Below are 22,156 nucleotides of genomic sequence, written 5' to 3' on the forward strand. Positions count from 1 at the left end.
CAGTCGTGGGTTCGTCACCACACGACGGGCGACGGTCGCCCGATCACACAGCGTAGGAAGCCAGATGGCCCGGTCCGTGTGCACGAGCTGTTCGGTTGCTGAGAGAATTTACGTCGCTAGCCTGGAGGACATGGAATTCGAGTACGACGTCGAGATCGTGACGTTCGTCGTCTCACCTGCCCACGCCTACTTTGGACGACCGAAGGACGGTCCGGCCGCGGACGTGCCGACCGAGACTCCGTCGAGCATTGACATCATTGCCGACAAGGGGATTCGTGGCGACAGGTTCTTCGGAGTGCGCGCTCATACCGAAGCCGCCGTGACGTTCTTGGCGCTCGAGGCGTGGGAGGCGGCGGCCGGCGACGTCGACCCGGTTGTCGCGCGACGCAACGTGGTGGTGCGTGGCCTCGAACTCGACCCACTGCGCGGGCGGGAGTTCAGCGTCGACACCGGCGATGGTCCTGTTCGGTTCCGCGGTGGACGTCCGGCCCACCCGTGCGCGTGGATGGACACGGTGGCCGGCGAGGGGGCTCGCAAGGCGCTGATCGGTCGCGGCGGACTGCGGGCGCAGCCGCTGACCTCGGGAACGCTGCGCCTGGGCTGGGCGTCGATCGTCACCGACACCGAACTCGACGCCACCCGCGCCGCCGCACAGGTCAAGCGCGCGCAGCCGCTGGGGTGATCTCGACAGGCTCGATCAGCGGTAGACGGCTCGATCGGCGGAAAACGGCTCGATCGGCGGTAAACGGCTCGATCAGCGGTAAACGGCTCGTTCGGCGGGCGGCCCACCCGGTGGTCGAACGGTTGCCAGCGGAGCGAGCACCCGAGTCGAGACCACCCCACTCAGCCCGACACCAGCGCGCGCAGGAAGAACCCCAGGTTCGCGGGCTTCTCGGCGAGGCGTCGGACGAAGTAGCCGTACCACTCCTGGCCGTAGGGGATGTACACGCGGACGGCGTGGCCGGCGGCGGCCAGGCGCAACTGCTCGTCGGCTCGGATGCCGTAGAGCATCTGGTGTTCCCAGCTGTGCGGCTCCCGGCCGAACTCGATCGCCATCAGCTCGGCCGCCTCGATCATCATCGGGTCGTGGCTGGCGACCATCGGATATCCGTTGCCCTTCATCAGGATTCGCAGACATCTCAGATACGCCTCGTCGATCAGTGAGCGCTCGGGATAGGCGACTGACGCGGGCTCGGAGTACGCACCCTTGCACAGTCTGATTCGCGCGCCGGATGCCGCGAACTCTCGACAGTCGTCTTCGGTGCGACGCAGGTATGCCTGCAAAACCGTTCCCAATTCGGGGTATTCGCCCCGCAGAGTCCTGACGATGTCGAGTCGTTCGTCGACAGTGCCGTGGTCCTCGGCGTCAACGGTGACCAAAATTCCCGCCGCGGCAGCGGCACCACAGATGGTGTGTGCGTTCTCCTCGGCGATCTTGCGTCCGTGCCGCGGCAGACACTGGCCGAGCGCGGTGAGCTTCAGCGAGACCTCCAGGGCCCCGGGCCGCACCTCGAACCGCGACATCCCCTGCAGGAGACTCAGATATGCCGCGACCGTCGCCGATGCTTGAGTCTCGTCGGTCGTGTCTTCGCCGAGGTGGTCGATCGTCACCGAGAGTCCGCTACCGAGTGCGTCGGCGATGGCCGCGAGTGCGTCGTCTTCTGACTCGCCCGCGACAAAGCGGTCGACGACGCGCTCGGTGACCGGAAGTCGTTGCGACGTCTGCTTGATGCGTTGGCTACCTGCCGCACGCGTGATCACGGGGCGTAGGACGGAATCGAAGAGTGCGCTCATAACATGTCACCTCAGTCCATCTCGGTGGCGTCGGATGCCATGTGGGGATACGCGGAATCCGTTGGTGGCACGAAGTTTTCCTTGATCGTCCTGGTTGACGTCCAGCGCATCAGGTTCGCTTTCGAACCGGCCTTGTCGTTGGTGCCCGACGCACGTGCCCCACCAAACGGCTGCTGGCCGACGACGGCTCCGGTCGGCTTGTCGTTGATGTAGAAGTTGCCCGCTGCGTTGCGCAGCAGATTCGACGCCGTCGACACGGCGGCGAGGTCGGTGGCGATGATCGAGCCTGTCAGCGCGTACCGCGCAGTGGAATCGACCATGCGCAGCGTCGATTCGAAGTCGGCGTCGTCGTAGACGTGAAGCGACAGGATGGGTCCGAAATACTCGGTGGAGAAGGCTGCGTCGGCTGGGTCGTCGCCGAGCAGCACTGTCGGCCGGACGAAGTAGCCCTCGGAGTCGTCGCACTGACCGCCGACCGCGACGGTCATCGAGGCGACGGTCTTGGCGCGATCGATCGCCGCGACCTGCTTGTCGAAGGCGCGACGGTCGATGACAGCACCTCCGAAGTTGGACAGGTCTCGCACGTCGCCATAGCGCAATTCGGCTGCCTCGCTGAGGAAGTCGTCGCCCATGCGATCCCACACCGACCGCGCGACGTACGCTCGCGACGCCGCCGAGCACTTCTGCCCCTGATACTCGAATGCGCCGCGAATCAGTGCGGTGCGTAACACGTCCGGGTTCGCCGACGGATGTGCGACGACGAAATCCTTGCCACCTGTCTCGCCGACGATGCGCGGATAGTTGCGGTAGTCGTCGATGCGGTTGCCGACTTCGCGCCACAGATGCTGGAAGGTCGCGGTCGAGCCGGTGAAGTGGATGCCCGCGAGATTCTCGTCGGCGAGCGCGACGTCGGACATCGCCCGTCCGTCGCCGTTGACGAGGTTGATCACACCGGCGGGGAGTCCGGCCGCTTCGAGGAGCCTCATGGTGAGGTAGGCCGAGTAGGCCTGGGTCGGTGAGGGCTTCCAGACAACGGTGTTGCCCATGAGCATCGGCGCGGTCGGCAGGTTTCCGGCGATGGCCGTGAAGTTGAACGGTGTGACTGCATAGACGAATCCGTCGAGCGGTCGATGATCGAGACGATTCCACACCCCCGGCGACGAGACCGGTTGTTCCGCGAGGATCTCGCGTGCGAACTCGACGTTGAACCGCCAGAAGTCGACGAGCTCGCATGGCGCGTCGATTTCGGCCTGCTGCACCGTCTTCGACTGTCCGAGCATGGTGGCGGCAGCCAACTTCTCACGCCACGGTCCGCTGAGAAGGTCTGCCGCGCGCAGAAGGACGGCGGCGCGGTCGTCGAAAGTGGTGTGCGCCCACGACTCCTGCGCTGCCATCGCCGCGTCGACAGCGGCGCGGGCATCGTCGTGGGTGGCGTTGGTCATGGTGCCGAGCACCTCGTGATGAGAGTGTGGCTGCACGACGTCGAGCAACTCTCCGTCTCCGATGTGCGCCGCGCCACCGATGATGTGCGGCAGCTCGACCGGCTCGGCCGACGACTGTCGCGAGAGCTCGTCGACGATCCGTCGACGTTCCGGGGTGCCGGGCGCGTAGGTGTGCACCGGCTCGTTGATCGGGCGTGGGGGAGTGGTGATCGCATCCATGGTCTCAGTCCATCGAGACGGAGCCGGTCGATCTATGTCCAATCGGCCAATGTCAATGCGAAATACTCGGTAAATTGCACAACGGAGAGCGTACAACAGCGCCCGATTGCACTGCAGCCGGACGTCCGTCGTGCCAGCCGCCTAAACCGCTCGCGTGCGGATCCTCCCGAGAACCGTGAGCGCGACCAGCGTCGTCGCCAGCAGCACCGTCGTGCAGGCTGCGGCGGAGAACACCTGTCCGCGGTCGGAGAGACCGAAGATGGTGACGGGCAGCGTCTTCCAGGTCGCCGGGTACACCATCACCGTGGCGCCGAGTTCGCCCATCGACAGTGCTACTGCGAGACCTGCGGCGGCACCGAGCGCGGGCGTCAACAGAGGTAGCGTGACGCGGGTCAGCACGCGGAACGGGCTGGCGCCCAACGATTCCGCCGCCTGCTTGTACGCGGGATCGAGTCGTTCCAGCGCAGCGGTGACCGAGCTGAACGCGAAGGCCAGGACGAGCACGGTGTGCGCGACGATCACGATCCACCGTGTGCCGCCGAGGAGCAACGGCTTGGAATTGAAGCTGATCAGTAAACCCAACCCGATGGCGACGGAAGGCACCGCGATCGGCAGGTGGAAGACCGCGTCGGTGAATCGTCGAATCGGTGCTGGTGCCTCCCTGGACGAGAGCGCCGCCCAGGTACCGAGAACCAGCGCGATGGCGCCTGCGATGAACGCGGTCTGGATGCTGACCGACAGCGAAGCCAGGTTCTCACCCGAGAGCGCATCGCCGAAATGGTTGAGACTGAGGTTCGACGGCAGTGGGCCCGTCCATGAGCCTGCGAATCCGGCGATGACGACGGTGGCAATCGGTGCGACGAAGACCACGAGCACGACGAGCGCGAAGATCGTCCAGGTGATCACCCGGCTGGTGCGAGTCCAGAGCAACATCAGATCTTCTCCCGGCGAGTCGTGATGCGTGCGAACAGCAATCGGTATGCGCCGTACAGGGCAAGTGACAGTGCGACCTGAACGGTCGCGATCACCGCCGCACCCGGCAGGTCGAACGTGACGATGCCACGGGTGTAGATCAGGACGGGCAGTGTTGTCACGTCTTTGGCGCCCGTGAAGGCGACGATGCCGAACTCGTTGAGTGTCAACAGCAGAACCAGGCTGCCGCCCGCGGCCAACGCCGGCCACGCTTCGGGAAGGATCACCGAGCGGAGCACCCGCAATGGGGAAGCACCCAGCGACGCAGCCACATTCAGCTGATCGGTCGACATCATCGCGAACCCAGCCAACAGCGGACGTACGACGAACGGGGTGAAGAAGGTGATCTCGGCGAGGATCACACCCCACGGCGTCGTGAGAAAATGCAATGGACGTTCCCCGGTCATCGCGGCGATAGCCGAGTTCACGGCTCCCGCAGAGCCATACAGAAATGTGAACGCCAGGGTGATGAGAAACGATGGCAGTGCGAGCACCGTGTCGATCATGCGCGCCACCAGGCGCGAACCGGGGAAGGGCACAAACGCCAGGACCACGGACAAAAACGTGCCGAGCACAACACATCCGACCGTCGACGCGATCGCGATCCACGCGGTTGTGGTCAACGCCCGCATGAACGCCTCGCTGCTCAACACCGCGCCCCAGGTGCTTTGACCTTGACCGTCAGCGGATTCGGCAAGCATCCGGATCAGGGGATACACCGCGATGACGGCGATCACCACGAGAGGCGGCAACGCCCAGACGAGTGCTCCGAGACGACGCGGCGCCTGATTCGACGGCGGCGGTGCGGATGTCGTCGGTTGCGCAAGTGTCGCCGCCGTCATCGCGGACCTCCGGCGGTATCGACCAATGTGCCTGCAGGGTCGGACAATCGCACACCGACGACCTCGTCGACGGGGTGGTCGGCGCGGCCTGCGACGTCGGCGTCGATCAGCTGATCGGGCAGACCGTCGACGGCGAGCGTCAACCGTGTCGACGCCCCACGCCAGACCGACGTCGTGACGCGGGCACGCAGCGATCGGTGTGCGCCGACCGCGGTCACCTCGATCTCGTGTGGCCGGATGCACAGGTGCGCAGGCAACCCCGGCGTCCACCGGGACAGCGGTTCTGGAGCGGTCGCCGACAGCATCTTCTCACCCACCTCGACCAAAGCCGTTGCGCCGGAGACACGTCCGACCTTGCAGGGAAGAAGATTGGCGCCACCGAGGAACGACGCAGTGAAGCCCGACGGAGGTCTTGACCAGAGTTCTTCGGTGGTGCCGATGTCGACCAGTCGAGCATCGCGCATGACGCCGATCCGATCTGCCAGCGCAAGAGCCTCGGTCTGATCGTGCGTCACGTACAGCATCGTGGTGTCGGGCAATGCATCTCGCAGCCGTTGGAGCTCCCCGACCATCGTCTGGCGTAGGGCGGCGTCGAGCGCTGCGAGCGGCTCGTCGAGTAGTAGGACGTCGGGCTTGATGGCCAGTGCTCGTGCGATGGCCACGCGCTGCTGCTGCCCGCCGGAGAGTTCGCGGGGTAGGCGTGAACCGTACTCGGACATGCTGACCATGCCGAGCGCCTCCTCGACCCGTTCGCCGACCTCGCGCTTGGAGAGGCGCCGGGCTCGCAACCCGAAGGCGACGTTGTCACGCACCCGCATGTGTGGGAAGAGCGCGTACGACTGCACGACGACGCCGATCCCGCGACGTGCCGGCGGGAGGTCGGTGATGTCGTTGCCGGACAGTCGAACCCGGCCGGCAGTCGGACGCACAAAACCTGCGAGGGACTTGAGCGCCGTCGACTTTCCGGAACCACTCGGACCCAACAGTGCGACGGTCTCGCCACGGCTGACGCGCAACGTGAAGTCGCGCAACGCATCTGTGGAGTTCTTACCGCGTCCGTAGGAGACGGTCACGCGATCGAAGGCGATCGCCGGTTGCTGCGGGGAGTCCCCCGTGGGGGTCGACGCCGAGAGCTCGGCGTCGACCTTCCTGCGAGTCAACGGATTCTGTGCCATGTCAGCTACCGGTTGCCTTCTGATATGCGGCGACGTCGGCGTCGAGCGAGGAGAGGACCGACTTCCAGTCCGGGTGCCAGATCGTCACGCCTTGGATTGTCTGTGCGGGGCTCGGCGACGTGGTGGGCGCGGCGACGTCGGTGCGAACGGAGACGCCGAGCGCGTCGGTGCCGACCGTGTTCTGTACGTCTTTTGAGAGCAGGAACGTCAGGAGCTTCTTGGCGTCGTCGGCGTGCGGCGCGCCCTTGGTGACTCCCGCGAAGTACGGCAGCGACACCGTGGTTCGCGACCCGTCGGGCATGGCGGGGAAGAACAGGTCGAACTTCGAGCCGTCGTCGCGGATCGACGCGAGGTTCATCTGTACGTCACCGTTGGCGACGAGCAGTTCGCCGTTGCTCACCTTCGGTTGCAGCTTTCCGGTCGAGCTCGACGGCCCGACGTTGTTGGCCTGCAACTCGCCGAGGTAGTCGAGCGCACCCTGCTTGCCCATCAGATGCTGCAGGAGCAACAGAACCGCGGTGCCGTCGCCTGCCTGGCCGGGCGTCGAATACTGGATCTTGCCCTTGAAGCGCGCGTCGAGAAGATCGTTCCACGCTGCGGGCGCAGGCTGTGCGGACGGGTTGCGGATGAACGACAGGTAGTTGTCGACGATGCCGACGTAGTTGCCGCCTACGGCAGACGGATCGACGCCGGTGGTGTCGACGCCCGGCGCGACGAGAAGTCCGTCGGCGTCGGCCTTTTGGATGAACGGGGGCAGCGTGACGAGGAGGTCGGCCTGCGGGTTGGACTGTTCCTTCTGCACGCGGGAGACGACCTCGCCCGAGCCGGCCTCGACGATGTTGACCGAAATGCCGGTCTGATCTTTGAATTTCGCGAGCTCGCTCTTGTACCAGGTACCGAGTCCGTCTGCGGTGTAGACGGTCAATGTCTTGCCGCCGCTGGAGTCGGACGACCCCGTACCGCCGCAGGCTGCGGTCAGCGTGACCACTGCGACGGTCGCGGCAAGAGCGACGGCTCGCATCGAGGTGCGGGTAAGACGTGAAATGCGCATGAGAGAACCCCCTGTGGGTGATGACGTGGGCGTGGCGGATGGCGCTGTGCCGCGCCGATGCAGCACAACGGATGTGGATGGATGGTGTAGTTCTAGGTGGTGTCGACCGGGTGATCAGTTGCCGAACAATGCAGCAGCGGCGCCGATGTCGGCGACGACATCGGTCGCGCCTGCCGCGCGGAGGGTGTCTTCGTCATGTGCGCCGGTCAGTACGCCCGCGACGATGCCCGCGCCTGCGCGCACGCCGCTGGTGATGTCGTTGGCAGTGTCACCGACGACAGCGACCTGACGCACGTCGTCGATGCGCAGTGTGATGAGGGCGGACAGAATCATGTCGGGAAAAGGCCTGCCGCGCAGGGTTTCCGACGGCGCGATGACGAGGTCGGCGAGATCGTGCCAGCCGAGGGAGTCGATGAGTAGTTTCTGAGTGTTCGCGCTGAAGCCTGTGGTCAGCGCGACCTTGATACCTGCGTCGCGTAGCTGCGAAATGGCCTGTGCCGCACCGTCGATAGGGATGGCACCGCCGTCGGCGATCTGTGCGTCGTAGGCCTTCTCGAAGGCTGCATTGGCCGCCTGTGCCCGGGCTTCGTCACCATCGACGAGGTGCCGGAAGACGGTGATCTTGGATTGCCCCATCGTGTCGACGACGTATTGCCTGACTTCATCGTGGCCGGGGCCGTCGGTGGGTAGGCCTGCGGCTGCGGCCGCGGCGTCGAACGCGGCGAGTACCGAGCCGCCGTCGGCGACCGTTGTGCCTGCCATGTCGAGGACTGCGAGTGTGATCGGGTTGTCGGACAAAGTATTTCCCTTCTCGTCTGGCGAGTGTTCAGAGGTTCATGAGGTCTGCGGTGTCGTCGCCGATGGCGGGGCCGAGCGTCATTCCACGCCCACCCGGGCCGGTGACGACCCAGACGCCGGGCGAGACCTCGCTGCGGTACAACAGTTCTGAGGAGTCGAGGCATTGTGAGTAGACGCCTGCCCAGCGTCGTGCGATGGGCGGAAGGCGTCGCCCGAGCAGGTTCTCGACCACTGAAACGAGGTGCTGATAGGGGTCTTCGGTGACGTCGAAGCCGAAGATGTCGGCATCGTCGCCGTCGGCGGTTCGGTCATAGGCATGGGTGTCGCCAATCGTCAGCCCGCCGTCGAGACGTTGCACGCAGAGCAGTTGCATGTGGTGTTCAGCAGCGACGGGCGACTGCGACTGCACGCGGCCGAGATGGTCGAGGGCGTCGCCCGCGAACGCGGGGTAGTAGCGGAAGCTGTCGCCGTCGGCGATTGCGGTGGTGAGCTTCTCGTCGAACGGTGCGGTTTGCATCATCTGCAGCCGGACCCGGCGGACCGGTGGTTGCTCGCCGACCAGCTCACGTAGCAGGCCCGAGTGCGAGGCTCCGGTGCACACGACGACGGCGTCGCCGCGATGGGTTGCGCCGGTGTCGTCGGTGACCTCGACAGTGCCCGAGGTCGACGTCACCGATCGGACCTCCCGACCTCCGAGATACTCGAAACGTCCTGTGGTGGAGAGGAATCTGCGAAGCGCTGGGAGCGCGACACGAGATTCGACGGCTCCGTCGCGTGCGCAGTGCAGGCCCGCGACATAGGTGCCCTGCAGCGCGGGATTGATCGCGCGTACCTCGGCGGGGTCGAGGAGCGTGAACTCGCGCTCGGCGGAATCCCCCTGTGCGAGAGTCTCTTCTGCGACGGCGAGTTCAGCGGCGGTGCGGACGAGTGTGATCGAGCCGCACGGTCGGAAGCCGATACCGGGAACGTCGGCTCCGATCTTTTCCCAGAGGTCACGGGAGCGCTGCGCCGCGGGGAGTTCGGTCGCGGACCGTCCGGATACCCAGACGAGTCCGAAGTTCCGGACTGTTGCGCCACGCGCCTCACGCTCTCGTTCGAGCAACAGCACCTCATGTCCGCGTTCGATGGCTGCTCGCGCATGCGATGTACCGAGGATTCCGCCTCCGACGATGATCACCTTCATGTGCACTAGTGTGCCCGTTTGGTCTAGACCAATAAAGGACGTTTCGGAGAACTCTGGGTTAACTCTTGGTCTAGACCAAATTGGTAGAGTGAATCTCATGTGTGCGGATGTGGTTGCCGAGGTCGAGGACGTGCTGCGCTCGTTGCGCGGAGTGTGGGACGAAGAGGCCGTCGACGAGCTCGATCACGCGCTGCAGGCGGGCCGTAAGGCTGTGGTGGCGGGCGCGGATGACGAACTGGTAGTCGCCGCTGTCCTTCACGACGTCGGGCACAGTCCGCTTGTCGAATCCACTACTCGCCATGACGACGATGCGCGGGCCTGGCTGACCCCGCGATTCGGCGACCGCGTCGGGTGGCTTGCGGGTTCGCACGTCGCGGCGAAGAAGTGGCTCGCGGCGCACGACCGGTCCTATGCGAAGGAGCTGACCGCGACATCGGTCGCCTCGCTCGCAGAGCAGGGGGGCGCCGCCGATCCAGGTGCGGAGTGGACACGGCACCCGTGGTGGCCCGACGCGATCGCGCTGCGCCGATTCGACGACGCGGCAAAGGTTCCCGGGGCCGCGGCACTCACGATTGATGAGGTCGTGGTGGTCGCGCGGCGTGTGCTCGGCGTCGAGCGGCGTGGCCACTGATGGCGCCCGACACCCAGCCGAAGTACGTGCGGGTGCGAACCGAACTCGAGCACGTACTCGCCGACCTCGAAGAAGGCGACTCGGTGCCGTCCGAACGTGTTCTGTCCGAACGGTTTTCGGTCGCGCGCGAGACGGTACGCCAAGCGCTGCAGGAACTGCTCGTCGAAGGTCGGATCGAACGGCGCGGACGCGGAACGGTCGTGTCGGCGCCAAAGATGGTGCAGCCGTTGTCGTTGAAGTCCTACACCGAGGGTGCGCGCCAGTTCGGCCGGGTACCCAGTCGTATCAAGGTGACGTTCGACGACGCCGTGCCCGACGAGTCCGTCTGCGCAGGTTTGGGCTTGGCACCCGGCTCGACTGTGATGCACCTTGAACGCGTGCTGCTCGCCGACGGCCAGAAGCTCGGACTGGAGAGTACGTTTCTCCCGAAAGAACGGTTCGGACACTTCTACGAGACCTTCGATCCGGAGACATCGTTGTACACGGCGATCCGTGCCGAGGGCGTCACGTTCGCCAGCGCCGAGGAGCGGATCGAGACGGCGCTGCCGAGCCCGCGGCAGGCCGGGCTGCTCGAGACGTCGACAGCCATGCCGATGTTGCTGCTGCGCAGGAGATCTCTCGACGTCGACGGCCAGCCCGTTGAGGTGGTGTGGTCGCTCTTCCGCGGCGACCGCATCGCCTTCGAGGCCACGCTGCGGGAGTGAGGCGCCGCCGGGCGAGTGGGTTTCGACTCGGCTGCTCGCTGCGCTCGCGGCCGGCTCAACCAGCGGTGGGGTTGGCGCCCGCTCAGCTTGCGGGTCGCGGGACCCGGAGCGTCAGCGCGACGACCAGGCGGGTGGTCGGGTCGTCGAGGTCAATGCCCGTCAGCTCCCGCACGCGACGAATCCGGTAGCGCAACGTGTTCGGATGGATGTGCAGCGCGGCGGAGGCTGCCCGGACGTCGCCGAAATGGTCGAGATACGCGCGCAGTGACGGTGTGAGTTCGGTTCCCGACGCTTCGTCGCGCGCCGCGAGGTCGAGGACGCGGGCGTCGATCAGCTCCGGATTGTCCTCGATCAACGCGACGATCTCGCCGAGCAGCACTCCCGTCGTCGACGCCGCGACCGTCGTGACGGGTTCGATCAGATCCGATTCGCGTTGTGCCGCATCGAGAACGCGATCGGCCTGAGTCCGCAACGTCGGCGCTAACCCAAGCCCGGCAGCAGGCCCCGCGACCACGGCACGCGCTTCTACTCCGAACTGTCGACGCGCCGCCGCGACCGCCGAGCCGGCCCACGCGACCGTTGCGTCCTGATCGGCACCGGGAAGCACGACGTAGGCTCGCCGTCCGATCGTCGACGTCACCGAAAGTGGGCTGAATGCGCTGGCGTGCAACGTCAATGCGGAGATCATCGCGGGTGTAGGTGAGGAAACCGACGCTCTCGACGGATCGGCGAGCAGGCCGCCGAACGCGACCACCAGCAGGTGAGTGTCGGGCGAGATGCCCAATTGATTGCCAAGGAATTCCGAGTCGACCGTCTCACCGCGTGCTCCGAGTAGTCGGCGCACCAGTTCGTCATGTCCGCTACCCGCGCTGCGTCGTCGAGAGATGATGCGCGCCGCGACGGCGGCGGCGCCCGCGAGAATGTCGGAGGTGTTGTCGGCGAACTGATCTCGCCCCTGTTGTAACCAGATCGCGCCGAGGTAGTCGCCGACTCCCCGCTCGTGTGGAGAGCGGATCGAGATCGCCAACCGCGGGCGCAACCCCAGCTCGCCGCGTTCCTCGACGGACACCAGTGTCTCGGTGGTGCGCAGCGCATCCAGCACGCCCCACTGGCGCAACCAGGCGAGCATGTCCGGTGGTCCCTCGCGCCCGAGGATCGACAATCGTCGGAGCTCGTCGGCCTCGTCACCGGCGCTGCTGTAGGCGAGTACATGCGAGCGCGCGTCCTCGATGCTCACGAGCCCACCGGTGCGCCGCGCGACCTCTGCTGCGAGTTCGAAGAGGTCGCCGATGCTGCCTGCCTGCATCGATTCGGCGCCGGGCTGGACCGACGACGCCTCCAGCACTCGCAGGACAAGTCGATAGATGCGTTCCCACCGCGCGTGCGGGTCGACGTCGATGACCGCGACGGAAAGCTCGGCGATGCGTGAGATAGCTTCCGCCGAAGGCGATTTGAGCATGACGGCGACAGGCATCTGTGATCCGAACCCGTGGAGCCATCCGACAACGTCGTCGGCGTCGACTCCGACCATCAGGAACAGATCCGCGTCGCGCGCCGACGTGTGCAGCGGGAGGCGCAGGTCGTCGGGGTCGATGAGCGCGACCGAGTCGATCACGACGTCAAGGCCTCGCGGTGCGGCAGCCAGTGACGCCAGCGTCGCGTCGAGCGCGAGCAACAGCCGCCCCACACCCACACCCGATTCATCCATATCGACAAAGATACCGATCAGTCCTGGCGGATCGGCCAAGAAGTTCGCAAAAAGCGACGTGCCCGCCGGGAGATATCCCGGCGGGCACGTCACGTGTTCGCGTCAGAGAATGGTCAGCATCTCGTTGTACGTCGGAAGCGGCCACAGGTCGTCGGCGACGACTCCCTCGAGCGCGTCGGCGACGTCGCGCACGCCGTTCATCGCGGGGATCAGCGACTTGAGTGCGTACTCCGACTCCTCCTCGACGGTCTCGCCGTGGAAGCCCTCGATAGCGTCCTCGAGCGTGTCCATGGCGTTGTTGAGCTCGCTGACCTTGCCGGTCATGGTGCCCAGCGCCGGAGTCTCCATCTCGATTCCCGCAGCCTTGAGGCTTGCCGCGGTGCTCGCGAGTTCGCCCATGTAACGCGTTGCCGCGGGCAGGATCATCGTCTTGGCGATCTCGAGGGTCTCCTTCGCCTCGACGAGCAGGGCCAGCGAATACTGTTCGAGCACAACATCTTTGCGTGCTTCGAGCTCGCGCTCGGACAGGATGCCGTACTTGCTGAACACCTCCTTGATCTCCGGGAGGTCGTACTGTGCCATCGCGTCGACGGTGGTGCGCAGGTTGAGCAATCCGCGCGACTCCGCCTCTTCCTGCCACTCGTCGGAGTAGCCGTTGCCGTTGAAGACCACCTTGCCGTGCTCGGTGATGATGCCCTCGAGCAGCTTCTGGACTGCGGCGTGGAACTCGGTTCCCGCAGCGAGTTCCTTGTCGAGGAAGTCGGCGACGTACTCGAGCGAATCGGCGAGCATCGCGTTGATCGCGATCATCGGGTCGGCGATCGACTGGTTGGAGCCGGGTGCACGGAACTCGAAACGGTTGCCGGTGAACGCAAACGGGCTGGTGCGGTTGCGATCGCCCGCGTCGGCCTTGAACGGCGGCAGCGTGTCGACACCGAGCTCGATGACGCCCGACGTCTTGCTCTGCTTGGCGCCACCCTTCGCGATCTGGTCGAAGATGTCGGAGAGCTGCTCGCCGAGGAAGATCGAGATGATCGCGGGCGGCGCTTCGTTGGCGCCGAGCCGGTGATCGTTCGACGCCGAGGCGATGGACGCACGGAGCAGCCCGCCGTACTTGTGTACGCCGCGGATGATCGCCGCGCAGAAGACGAGGAACTGCTCGTTCTCGTGCGGGGTGTCACCAGGGTTGAGCAGGTTGCCCTGGTTGGAATTGCCCATCGAGAAGTTGACGTGCTTACCCGAGCCGTTGACGCCGGCGAACGGCTTCTCGTGCAGCAACGCGATCATGCCGTAGCGCTCGGCGACCTTCTTGATGGTGGTCATCATGAGCTGCTGGTGATCGTGTGCGATGTTCGAGCGCTCGAAGACCGGGGCGATCTCGAACTGCCCCGGTGCGACCTCATTGTGGCGGGTCTTGGCCGGGATGGCCTGCTTGAACAGTTCGCGGTCGAGTTCGATCATGAACGCGAGCACGCGGTCGGGGATGGCGCCGAAGTAGTGGTCGTCGAACTCCTGCCCTTTCGACGGCTTGGCGCCGAACAGCGTGCGGTTCGTCGTCATCAGGTCGGGGCGGGCGAAGTAGAAGTGGCGATCGATCAGGAAGTACTCCTGCTCGGGGCCCGCGTACGACACGACGGTGTCGACGTCCTCGTGGCCGAAGAGCTTGAGCACACGCATGGCCTGCTTGCTCATCGCCTGCTGACTGCGTAGCAGCGGCACCTTCTTGTCGAGGGCCTCACCGGTCCACGAGATGAAGATTGTCGGAATGCACAGCGTGTTGCCGTTCGGGTTCTCCAGGATGTACGCCGGGCTCGTCACGTCCCATCCGGTGTAGCCGCGCGCCTCGAAGGTGCCGCGCAGGCCGCCGTTGGGGAAGCTCGAGGCGTCGGGCTCGCCCTGCAGCAGCGTCTTACCTGCGAATTCGGCGAGCGAACCGTCGGCGCCGTCGGGCTCGAGGAACGAGTCGTGCTTCTCTGCCGTGAAGCCGGTCAGCGGGTAGAAGACGTGCGCGTAGTGCGATGCGCCCTTCTCGATGGCCCAGTCCTTCATCGCGGAGGCGACGTAGTCGGCGAGGGTCGGGTCGAGTGGAACGCCCTTGTCGATGGTTGCCGCGACAGCCTTGAAGACGTGCTTGGGCAGGCGGGTTTTCATCGCCGAGAGGGTGAAGACGTTGCGGCCGAAGGTGTCTGCCAGTGGCTCGGGGAAGCCGTCGCATTCCATCTCGTACGTGGTCACGGCCTCGATGGCCTGACGGCGGGACATGCTGCCACTCATACATAAACTCCTGGGTCGGCTCTCCGGTGCGACGCGTGTGCGCCTGCCGTGGCCGGGTGGCCCCGAAGAGTGAGTGTCGTTGGTTCAAGCAAAACGACGCTATGAGCACCACGTACCCAGGTCATTGCCTCCATGTGACGCTCGTGAAAACACGCTTCACAATGGTGCGAAACTGGTCAGGCCTCTAGATACGCGAATGATTCGACGCGGAGTTCGGTTGGGGCAGCTCGGGTTCGGCGTCGGCCTGCGGTGCGTTCGCGGCGTGACCATGCAGCGCCGCGATGTCGTGTCCGCGGACCGTCAGTGCGGCCACGACGATCCCGACCACGATCCCGATCGCGGTGTCGAGCACGCGATCGACGGCCGCCTCGGGGCTCAACCCCGCACTGAGGCCGGTGAGCAGCAGTGCCATGGGTGTGACCGCGAGCGAGCAGAGCGCGTAGTTCACGGTCGAGAGGATCTCGGCGAGGACCTGGAAGATGACGATGCCAGCGACCGCGCCCCAGTATCCCAGCGGCACCGCGAGGAGTACGCCCGCGATCACCGCCCCGCCCAGGTTGCCCAGCAGTCGCTGGACGCCACGTCGAACAGTGAGGTGATATTCGACGCCTTGCATCGCCGCGACCGCACCCATCGCGGCCCACATCGGGTGATCGAGATGGATGGCGACGGCGATCGTGGCCGCTATCGCAGCAGCGATCGCAATGCGGATCGCGGTCACGGCGAGGTGCTTACGATGCGCGGGGGCCTGTCCGCCCGCGAGGGTGACCCAGATCGATTCGCGTTGCGCTGGAGGAGTTTTCGACGCAGCGTCGTCTGGACTCGATCTCAGGAGTCGCGACCTGAGTAGCTCGACGGACCACGGCGCCAGGGCGATGAGAATGCCGATCACGGCGCCGATCGCCGAGGCGAGCGTCGCACGGCCGATGTCGGCTGCACTGTGTGCGTACCCTGCTGCGCCGGTCGCGGCGAAGACGAAGATGACGGCGCCCGGTCCGACAATGCGCAGCGCCGACACGACGTAGCACGCGATCCCGGCCAGCACGGCGGTCACGACGATCTCGGAGACGATGGAGTTCGCGTAGGTGCCCATCGTCGCGCCGACCGCGATGACCGCGGTGACCCCGACGCCGAGTGCGATCAGTCGGGGAGCGCGGACGGGGTAGGGGTCGGGTCGGCAGAACGCCGAGACCAGCGCGCCCAGTGCCGCGAGGCCCGCGAGGTCGCGAAGACCGAGTAGTGCGCCGACGACCAGGACCACTCCGACGGCCAGACCCACCCGCAGCGGGGCGGCAACGCCGGTCCGGCTGAAGTCGAGGCGCAGGGCGTCGCGCCAGGTGGTCGGGCTCACCGCATGTTGGAGAGCTGCACCGCGGACACGGACGTGCGGAGTGATCAGGGAGCGCTGCATCGGACTAATTTATCACTGTTTTACTAGTGAAGTAAATATACGGGGTCGTTATGATCGTCACGTGACCGACACTCCCGACACCCGCGCGAGCCGCGACCTGGTCGACCGGATCGAAGCGGAGTGGGCGCGGTCTTATCCCCACCTCGACATCGAGCCGATCGGCATCCTCGGTCGGATTCAGCGCATCGCGACGGTCTCGAACCACCGACTCGACCGCAAGCTGGAGGCACACGGGATCGGACGGTCGGAGTTTGACGTCCTCAGCGCTCTGGCCAGGTCGGACCGTCCACTGCGTGCCAGTGAGGTGGTGTCGACGACCATGCTCAGCGGAGCGTCGATCACCAAGATCAGCGAGGCGCTCTCGCGGCGCGGACTGCTTGCGCGACGCAAGTCCGAGCGCGACGGCAGGGTGGTGCTGCTGGAACTGACCGAGGAGGGACGGGCGCTGGTCGACGCCGAACTTCCCAACAGGCTCGCCGACGATGCCGACGTCCTTTCCCCGTTGAGCGCAGACGAACGCGCACAGCTCGTCGACCTTCTGCGACGCATCTCGGCGGACCTGGTCGAGTGAGGTGTGACCCGATTGTCGACGTCGACAACGGGTAATGGAACATTGTGCGTAGTTGCGTCCACCGCCGTCTCGGCGGAACAACACGAGGAGTGCAGATGCCAGGGGTGAGCCACAGCGCGGTGATCGATGTGCCACGTCAGAGGGTGTTCGACTACGTCAACGACTACAACAACGTGCCCGGCTACATGTTCGGGATCACTCGGTTCGATCCGACCACCGACCACACGTCCGGTCTCGGCGCGACGTTCAACGCGGAGATGAGAGTGGGGCCGAAGCTGCTCAAGTCCACGGTCGAGACCAAGGAATGGGTCGACGGTGAGCTGATCGCCCTCGTGTCCGTCGACGGCTTTCCCGCGAACACCACCTGGCGATTCGCCGACACCGATGGCGGAACGAGGGTTGAGGTCGAGTTCCAGTACAAACTCCCCGGCGGGCTCAGCGGGCGTGCGCTGGGTGCCATTCTCGAGCCGTTCGTCGGCCAGGCGATCAAGCAGACCGACAACAACCTGCGGTCGCAGCTCGTCTGACGCCTCGGGTCCGAGTTGCGTGGGACCCTCGGGGGCATTTTTGTACCCCTGTGTCCCACACAACTTGGGTCTGTGGATAGATTCTCGGCGTCGCGTCGGATCTGCGACATCCTGAGCGGGTGCGATCTGACGAGGGGTGGCTGGCGCTCGCGCACCGGCAGGAGAACATTGCGACACGTGCGCAGCTCGCTGAGGCAGGCGTCGACAAGCGAACCGTGCGGCGGCGAGTCGGCTGCGGTGAGTGGAAGGCATTCGGTCCGCGGGTTCTGATGCTCGCTCCAGGTGCTCCGAGCGAGTCGCAGCGCGTGTGGATCGGCGCGCTACACCCCTGTGGCACAACAGCTCTGGCGGGTCGCGCTGCCCTGGCGGTGCATGGGTTGAAGGGCTGGGAGGATGGGCCGGTGGTGTTCCTTGTCGGAGCAGACGATCGCAGCGCGCGGAGGGCGCCTGACGGAATCGACTACGTCCGTACCCGCCACGACCTGACCTCGCTCTCCGTGCGACGCGCGGGTATGACAACGCTGCGGATCGAGCCCGCGACCCTCACATTGGCTTCCGCGCTCAACGACGGTGCGTGGGGTGAGCATGCATCGGCGCGGTCGGCCGGTGGTCTTCTCGCTGCCGTCGTGCAGCAGCAACTGACCACGGCCGAGGGGCTGCTCACCTGGTGCGACAAGCTGCCACGGCTGCGTCACAAACCTCTGCTGCGCGGATTTCTCGACGACATCTCGGGCGGGTCCGAGTCGATGGCCGAGATCGACCTGGTCAGGACGTGCCGCGAGTACTCGCTACAACCCCCGGTGCGTCAGCGGCGTCGCACCGACAGCGCGGGTCGGACTCGGTACACCGACGCCGAATGGGATCTGCCCGACGGATCGACACTGGTGCTCGAGGTCGACGGTGCATTTCATCGCACTCACTCGTCCTGGGAAGACGACCTGCGGCGACAGCGCCGGTTGGTTGCTCGAGACCGACGTGAACTCCGCTGCACCGCCGTCGAGTTGCGTACCGAACCCGAAGAGGTGGTGCGCGACCTCATCGACGCCGGGGTCCCGCGCATCTGACGGGTAATCGTGTTGCGTGGGATCCTCGGGGGCATTTGTGTACCCCTGCATCCCACGCAACTCGGCTGACACACCTGTGAGAATCGGTCACGATCTCTCAGGCTGCGGTGCGCCACCTCTCAGGGTCTGTTCATTCCGAAATGTCCTCCTGTAAGTCGCCTGGAAGCGACCTGGAAGTTCGCCTATGACAAGGCTCACAACGTCGACTTCTCTTGATGTACAGAACCTTTCGGAATCCGACGCTCTCAGCTCACTCCGTTTTCCGGGGTAACGACCGGTCTTGGTCGCTCGATCAACTCTGCGTGGTCCGCGTTGCCTGGTGCGTGGATTCTCGGTGTTGAAACCAGGTTCGAGGAGTGATGTAGGTGAGAGCTTCGCGCCGTTGGTGGCCGAGGTCAGGGCTCAGACGTATGGGACGTCGGCTGGGGGTGGCGGCAGTGGCCGTCATGACTGTCGGAGGTGTCGTCGCGGTCGGGGAGGGTACGGCGCACGCGGCGCCTGCGGCTCAGACCTGGTGGATCAACGGGTGTGGCATGCCGACGCAGAGTCCGGGGGGTCCGGCCGGGACGGTCAAGGTGCGCGCGTGGACGCGTCCGCAGAACAAGAAGACCGTCGTGATGCTTGACGGCTTGCGGGCGACCAACGACGTCAGCGGGTGGGAGCACAACACCAACGTCGCGCGATTGGCGGATCACGGGGTCAACGTCGTGCAGCCGGTCGGCGGATACATGAGCTTCTACACCGACTGGAATGCGCCGGACAACTTCAGCAACCAGGGCTACACCTACAAGTGGGGCTGCGTGATCAACAAGAGTCTGGTCGCAGCGATGGACCAACGCGGATTACGTGGTCCGTCAGGGCATTACGCGATCATGGGATTGTCGATGAGTGGCAGCTCGGCGTTGATCACAGCGGCCAACAACCATCGCGACTTCGACGCGGCGGGATCGCTGTCGGGCATGCTCAACCTGTCTGCGCCCGGTATGCGTGAAGCGATCCGCGCCGCAATGATCTTCCCGATGCTCGACGGTGGTACGCCCGCGATGAACGCCGACGCGATGTGGGGCCCGCCGTGGAGCACCCGATGGCTCGACAACGATCCGTTCGTCCAGGTGAACAAGCTGCACGGGATCCGTACCTTCATCTTCACCGGCAGTGGGATACCGGGCTACACCGCGACGCCACAGGCGTTGCTCGCCAACCCGGCGTTGATTCTCCAAGGGGCGCCGCTCGAACTGCTCTCGTCCGCATTGACGCATGTCTTCGACGTCCAGACCATGGTCAACCGGCTGCCCACGATGACCGACTTCCCGGTCCAAGGCCTGCACGACTGGCCCTACTGGCAGGACGCCGTATGGAATGCTCTGAACAGGGGGTTCTTCCGTGTCTGAGCGTCATGTTGCTCGCCGCCGCCGCATTCCCGCGGCGATTCTCGGGCTGGCCTGCGCCGGTCTGATCGCCGCATGCGGGACCGACGACACCTCCGCCTCCGGCGACAGGTCGGCCGCGACGGCGTCGAGCTCAACGGCAGCGTCGAGCTCAGCGGCGACGACGGGCTCTGTGGAGAAGTCCGCGGGCCCGTCGACGACGCCCTCTGCCCCGAAGCTGAGCGCACAACCGCAGGCAACGCGACCCGCCGAACTGCCCACGAACGGGTCGGTGGAGTCCGTCGCGCCTCCGCAGCCGGCCCAGCAGTCCGCGTTCGAGCGGAAGCTGAGGGAGGGTGGACTCGAGATCGACCCGAGCGCTGCGGCGTCACTGGGCGACGCGGTCTGTCGAGTGGGTGCGAGCAGTGGGCAGGACAGTGCGAAGAAGTACGCTGCCGCGCTCCTGCAGGCTCAACTGCACAGGGCTGCGAGCGACAAGGAGGTATCAGTGTTCGTCGATGCGTCGAAGTCGCTCTGCTGAAAGTGCGAGGCCGGCAAGGTTGTCACAGTGCGCCCGCGTGAATCTCTTTCAAACTCAGTGGGCGCACACCGGCCGGAGGCCGGCAAGGATGTCACAGTGCCCCAGGCAGGATTCGAACCTGCGACCCTTCCTTTAGGAGAGGAATGCTCTATCCCCTGAGCTACTGAGGCGACGTGTGGAGTCTACGGCAGCGGTGGTCCGCGACGGCAATGCACCTCGCGCCTCGATCGGCGTGAGGTGCATTGCGGGCTGCCGACGATGTGGGCGGGTTCGGCGTCGTATCACCCGTTCACCCGCGACCGCGTGGGTAGGCGATACGGTGAACCGGTGACCACAGCATCGTCTCCGCTCACCGTCCTCGTCACCGGCGCCACCAGCGGCATCGGTGAAGAAGTCGCCCGTCAGTTCGCGTCGGCGGGCCACCGTGTGTACGGGACCAGCCGCCATCCCGACAGCGTGGCCGACCCCATCGCCGGAGTGACCTACGTCCGGCTCGACAACGCCGACTACGACAGTGCCGCCGAGTGCGCGCGCGAGGTCGGCGACGTCGACATCCTCATCAACAACGCGGGCGAGTCGCAGGCGGGCGCGCTCGAGGACGCGCCGATCAGTGCTGTCGAAGATCTGTTCCGTGTCAACGTGTTCGGGCCGATCGCGCTGACCAAGGCCGTGCTCCCGGGTATGCGTGAGCGGCGTCGAGGAACGGTCGTGATGGTCGGGTCGATGCTGTCGAGCTTCCCGGTGGCGTTCCGATCCAACTATGCCGCAACGAAATCGGCACTGAAAGCGTATGCGTTCGCGACTCGACGTGAGGTCGCACCGTACGGGATTCGGATGATCAGCGTCGAACCGGGAACGATCGCCACCGGCATCGGTGACCGGCGCAGCATCTACATCGGCGAGAACTCGCCCTACCGCGACGAGTACGAGACCCTCGCGGCCGCAACGCGACACAATGAAGAAGCGGGCATCAGTGGGGCCGAGATGGCGGCCGTCATCGTCGACGCCGCGCTGGCTGAGCATCCGAAGCCGTTCTACGCCAAGGGGAATTCGGCGGGACTCGTGTTCGCGATGCGACGCCTGCTGCCGCGCCAGTTCATCCTCGACATGACCGCCCGCAAACACGGTCTGCGACGCGTGAAGATCTGATTCGACGATGCGAATAGCGTTGCGGGTCATCGGGGTCGGTCCCGGTGATCCACGGCAGATCACGCTCCAGGCGATCGAGGCGATGGCCGACGTCGAGGTGTTCATCGCGCTGGAGAAGGGGAGCGCGAAGACGGGGCTGCTCGACGCTCGGAAGGAGATCCTTGCGCGCCATGCCAATTCGTCGCATCGGCTCATCGAGATCGCTGACCCGCCGCGTGATCGCGCGCCCGCCGACTACGACGCCGAAGTGCGACGCTGGCACGCGGCACGAGCTGATCTGATCGCTTCCGCGCTGCGCGACGAATTGCCCGGCGGGGGAGTCGCGGCGTTCCTGGTCTGGGGCGACCCCGCGCTGTACGACAGCACGCTGCGCATCGTCGACGATCTGTCCGACCGGTCCGATCTGACCCTCGACGTCGAGGTCATCCCGGGCGTGACGAGCGCCAGCGCGCTGACCGCCGCACACGGAATCGTCGCCAACCGGATCGGCGAACCCATCCACATCACGACGGGACGTCGGCTCGCTGAGACGCCGCCTGGCGTCGACTCGAACCAGATCGTGATGCTCGACGCCGACCTCGCGTTCCGGCACACCGCACACCCCGACGATCACATCTGGTGGGGCGCCTATCTGGGTACCGCGGACGAGATCCTGATCAGTGGTCGGGTGGGTGACGTGGGTGAGCGCATCGCCGCGGAACGCGCTGCGGCCCGCGAGCGCGTCGGCTGGATC

Annotated in this window: 21 protein-coding genes and 1 tRNA gene; 10 read left to right on the forward strand and 12 right to left on the reverse strand. The window is 65.7% G+C overall.

Translation table 11 applies throughout. The features are described from left to right. The first annotated feature begins 130 nt into the window (after positions 1 to 130). The gene (locus B3T59_RS09465) at positions 131 to 682 is read left to right on the forward strand and encodes a molybdenum cofactor biosysynthesis protein (protein ID WP_287002105.1); all 552 of its coding nucleotides are present in this window, start codon (positions 131 to 133) and stop codon (positions 680 to 682) included. 161 nt (positions 683 to 843) lie between these two features. On the opposite strand, the gene B3T59_RS09470 is transcribed toward B3T59_RS09465, so the two are convergent. From B3T59_RS09470 to B3T59_RS09505, 8 genes are all read right to left on the reverse strand, one after another. Beyond that, positions 844 to 1,794 carry a proline dehydrogenase family protein gene (locus B3T59_RS09470; RefSeq protein ID WP_251722581.1) on the reverse strand — a complete coding sequence of 317 codons (951 nt, stop codon included), beginning with the start codon at positions 1,792 to 1,794 and terminating at the stop codon, positions 844 to 846. Between the two features lie 11 nt (positions 1,795 to 1,805). Further along, positions 1,806 to 3,455, reverse strand: coding sequence for an L-glutamate gamma-semialdehyde dehydrogenase (gene pruA / locus B3T59_RS09475; RefSeq protein WP_251722582.1), 1,650 nt, complete (start codon positions 3,453 to 3,455; stop codon positions 1,806 to 1,808). Between the two features lie 141 nt (positions 3,456 to 3,596). Next, positions 3,597 to 4,388, reverse strand: a complete 792-nt coding sequence (locus B3T59_RS09480; protein ID WP_251722583.1) for an ABC transporter permease — start codon at positions 4,386 to 4,388, stop codon at positions 3,597 to 3,599. Then, positions 4,388 to 5,269, reverse strand: a complete 882-nt coding sequence (locus tag B3T59_RS09485; RefSeq protein ID WP_287002106.1) for a 2-aminoethylphosphonate ABC transporter permease subunit — start codon at positions 5,267 to 5,269, stop codon at positions 4,388 to 4,390. The genes B3T59_RS09480 and B3T59_RS09485 overlap by 1 nt, the downstream gene beginning before the upstream one ends. After that, positions 5,266 to 6,444 carry an ABC transporter ATP-binding protein gene (locus B3T59_RS09490; RefSeq protein ID WP_287002107.1) on the reverse strand — a complete coding sequence of 393 codons (1,179 nt, stop codon included), beginning with the start codon at positions 6,442 to 6,444 and terminating at the stop codon, positions 5,266 to 5,268. Before B3T59_RS09490 ends, B3T59_RS09485 begins: the two co-directional genes overlap by 4 nt. Before the next feature lies 1 nt (position 6,445). Continuing rightward, complete coding sequence (locus B3T59_RS09495) at positions 6,446 to 7,495, reverse strand: 2-aminoethylphosphonate ABC transporter substrate-binding protein (RefSeq protein WP_287002108.1); 1,050 nt, start codon at positions 7,493 to 7,495, stop codon at positions 6,446 to 6,448. Positions 7,496 to 7,609: 114 nt separating this feature from the next. Then, positions 7,610 to 8,293, reverse strand: a complete 684-nt coding sequence (locus tag B3T59_RS09500) for a phosphonatase-like hydrolase (RefSeq protein WP_251722587.1) — start codon at positions 8,291 to 8,293, stop codon at positions 7,610 to 7,612. A 28-nt stretch (positions 8,294 to 8,321) separates the two neighbouring features. After that, positions 8,322 to 9,476 carry a TIGR03364 family FAD-dependent oxidoreductase gene (locus tag B3T59_RS09505; protein WP_251722588.1) on the reverse strand — a complete coding sequence of 385 codons (1,155 nt, stop codon included), beginning with the start codon at positions 9,474 to 9,476 and terminating at the stop codon, positions 8,322 to 8,324. 97 nt (positions 9,477 to 9,573) lie between these two features. Between B3T59_RS09505 and B3T59_RS09510 the strand changes: the two genes are divergently transcribed. Together B3T59_RS09510 and B3T59_RS09515 are read left to right on the forward strand one after the other, a co-directional pair. Further along, positions 9,574 to 10,107, forward strand: coding sequence for an HD family phosphohydrolase (locus B3T59_RS09510; RefSeq protein WP_251722589.1), 534 nt, complete (start codon positions 9,574 to 9,576; stop codon positions 10,105 to 10,107). Then, positions 10,107 to 10,811, forward strand: a complete 705-nt coding sequence (locus B3T59_RS09515) for a GntR family transcriptional regulator (protein WP_064863265.1) — start codon at positions 10,107 to 10,109, stop codon at positions 10,809 to 10,811. The genes B3T59_RS09510 and B3T59_RS09515 overlap by 1 nt, the downstream gene beginning before the upstream one ends. 82 nt (positions 10,812 to 10,893) lie before the next feature. On the opposite strand, the gene B3T59_RS09520 is transcribed toward B3T59_RS09515, so the two are convergent. The 3 genes from B3T59_RS09520 to B3T59_RS09530 form a co-directional block, all read right to left on the reverse strand. Further along, positions 10,894 to 12,519: a PucR family transcriptional regulator gene (locus B3T59_RS09520; RefSeq protein ID WP_251722590.1), complete on the reverse strand. Its 1,626-nt coding sequence runs from the start codon at positions 12,517 to 12,519 to the stop codon at positions 10,894 to 10,896. Positions 12,520 to 12,621: 102 nt separating this feature from the next. Next, positions 12,622 to 14,793 carry a glutamine synthetase III gene (locus B3T59_RS09525; protein WP_064905149.1) on the reverse strand — a complete coding sequence of 724 codons (2,172 nt, stop codon included), beginning with the start codon at positions 14,791 to 14,793 and terminating at the stop codon, positions 12,622 to 12,624. A 184-nt stretch (positions 14,794 to 14,977) separates the two neighbouring features. Next, positions 14,978 to 16,204, reverse strand: coding sequence for an FUSC family protein (locus B3T59_RS09530; protein ID WP_287002110.1), 1,227 nt, complete (start codon positions 16,202 to 16,204; stop codon positions 14,978 to 14,980). Positions 16,205 to 16,265: 61 nt separating this feature from the next. Between B3T59_RS09530 and B3T59_RS09535 the strand changes: the two genes are divergently transcribed. The 5 genes from B3T59_RS09535 (at position 16,266) to B3T59_RS09555 (ending at position 20,274) form a co-directional block, all read left to right on the forward strand. Then, entirely contained in the window at positions 16,266 to 16,775 is a 510-nt protein-coding gene (locus tag B3T59_RS09535) for a MarR family winged helix-turn-helix transcriptional regulator (protein ID WP_287002111.1), read from the forward strand. 95 nt (positions 16,776 to 16,870) lie between these two features. Then, positions 16,871 to 17,302 (forward strand): SRPBCC family protein, encoded by a 432-nt coding sequence (locus B3T59_RS09540; protein ID WP_287002112.1) that lies wholly within the window; start codon positions 16,871 to 16,873, stop codon positions 17,300 to 17,302. Between the two features lie 119 nt (positions 17,303 to 17,421). Further along, positions 17,422 to 18,366 (forward strand): endonuclease domain-containing protein, encoded by a 945-nt coding sequence (locus B3T59_RS09545; RefSeq protein WP_251722591.1) that lies wholly within the window; start codon positions 17,422 to 17,424, stop codon positions 18,364 to 18,366. Positions 18,367 to 18,776: 410 nt separating this feature from the next. After that, positions 18,777 to 19,757 carry an alpha/beta hydrolase gene (locus B3T59_RS09550; protein ID WP_376782587.1) on the forward strand — a complete coding sequence of 327 codons (981 nt, stop codon included), beginning with the start codon at positions 18,777 to 18,779 and terminating at the stop codon, positions 19,755 to 19,757. Continuing rightward, positions 19,750 to 20,274, forward strand: coding sequence for a hypothetical protein (locus B3T59_RS09555; protein WP_287002113.1), 525 nt, complete (start codon positions 19,750 to 19,752; stop codon positions 20,272 to 20,274). Before B3T59_RS09550 ends, B3T59_RS09555 begins: the two co-directional genes overlap by 8 nt. 97 nt (positions 20,275 to 20,371) lie before the next feature. Here B3T59_RS09555 and B3T59_RS09560 read toward each other — a convergent pair. Continuing rightward, positions 20,372 to 20,444: transfer RNA gene (locus B3T59_RS09560), tRNA-Arg, on the reverse strand. A gap of 157 nt (positions 20,445 to 20,601) precedes the next feature. On the opposite strand from B3T59_RS09560, the gene B3T59_RS09565 reads away from it, so the two are divergent. Both B3T59_RS09565 and cobF read left to right on the forward strand, forming a co-directional pair. After that, positions 20,602 to 21,423, forward strand: a complete 822-nt coding sequence (locus tag B3T59_RS09565) for an SDR family oxidoreductase (protein ID WP_287002114.1) — start codon at positions 20,602 to 20,604, stop codon at positions 21,421 to 21,423. Between the two features lie 7 nt (positions 21,424 to 21,430). Then, positions 21,431 to 22,156 (forward strand): precorrin-6A synthase (deacetylating) (gene cobF / locus B3T59_RS09570; protein WP_287002116.1); only part of this gene is annotated, 726 nt, incomplete at its 3' end.

The sequence above is a fragment of the Gordonia sp. UBA7860 genome (genome assembly GCF_002500165.1).
GTDB classification, from domain to species: Bacteria; Actinomycetota; Actinomycetes; order Mycobacteriales; family Mycobacteriaceae; genus Gordonia; species Gordonia sputi.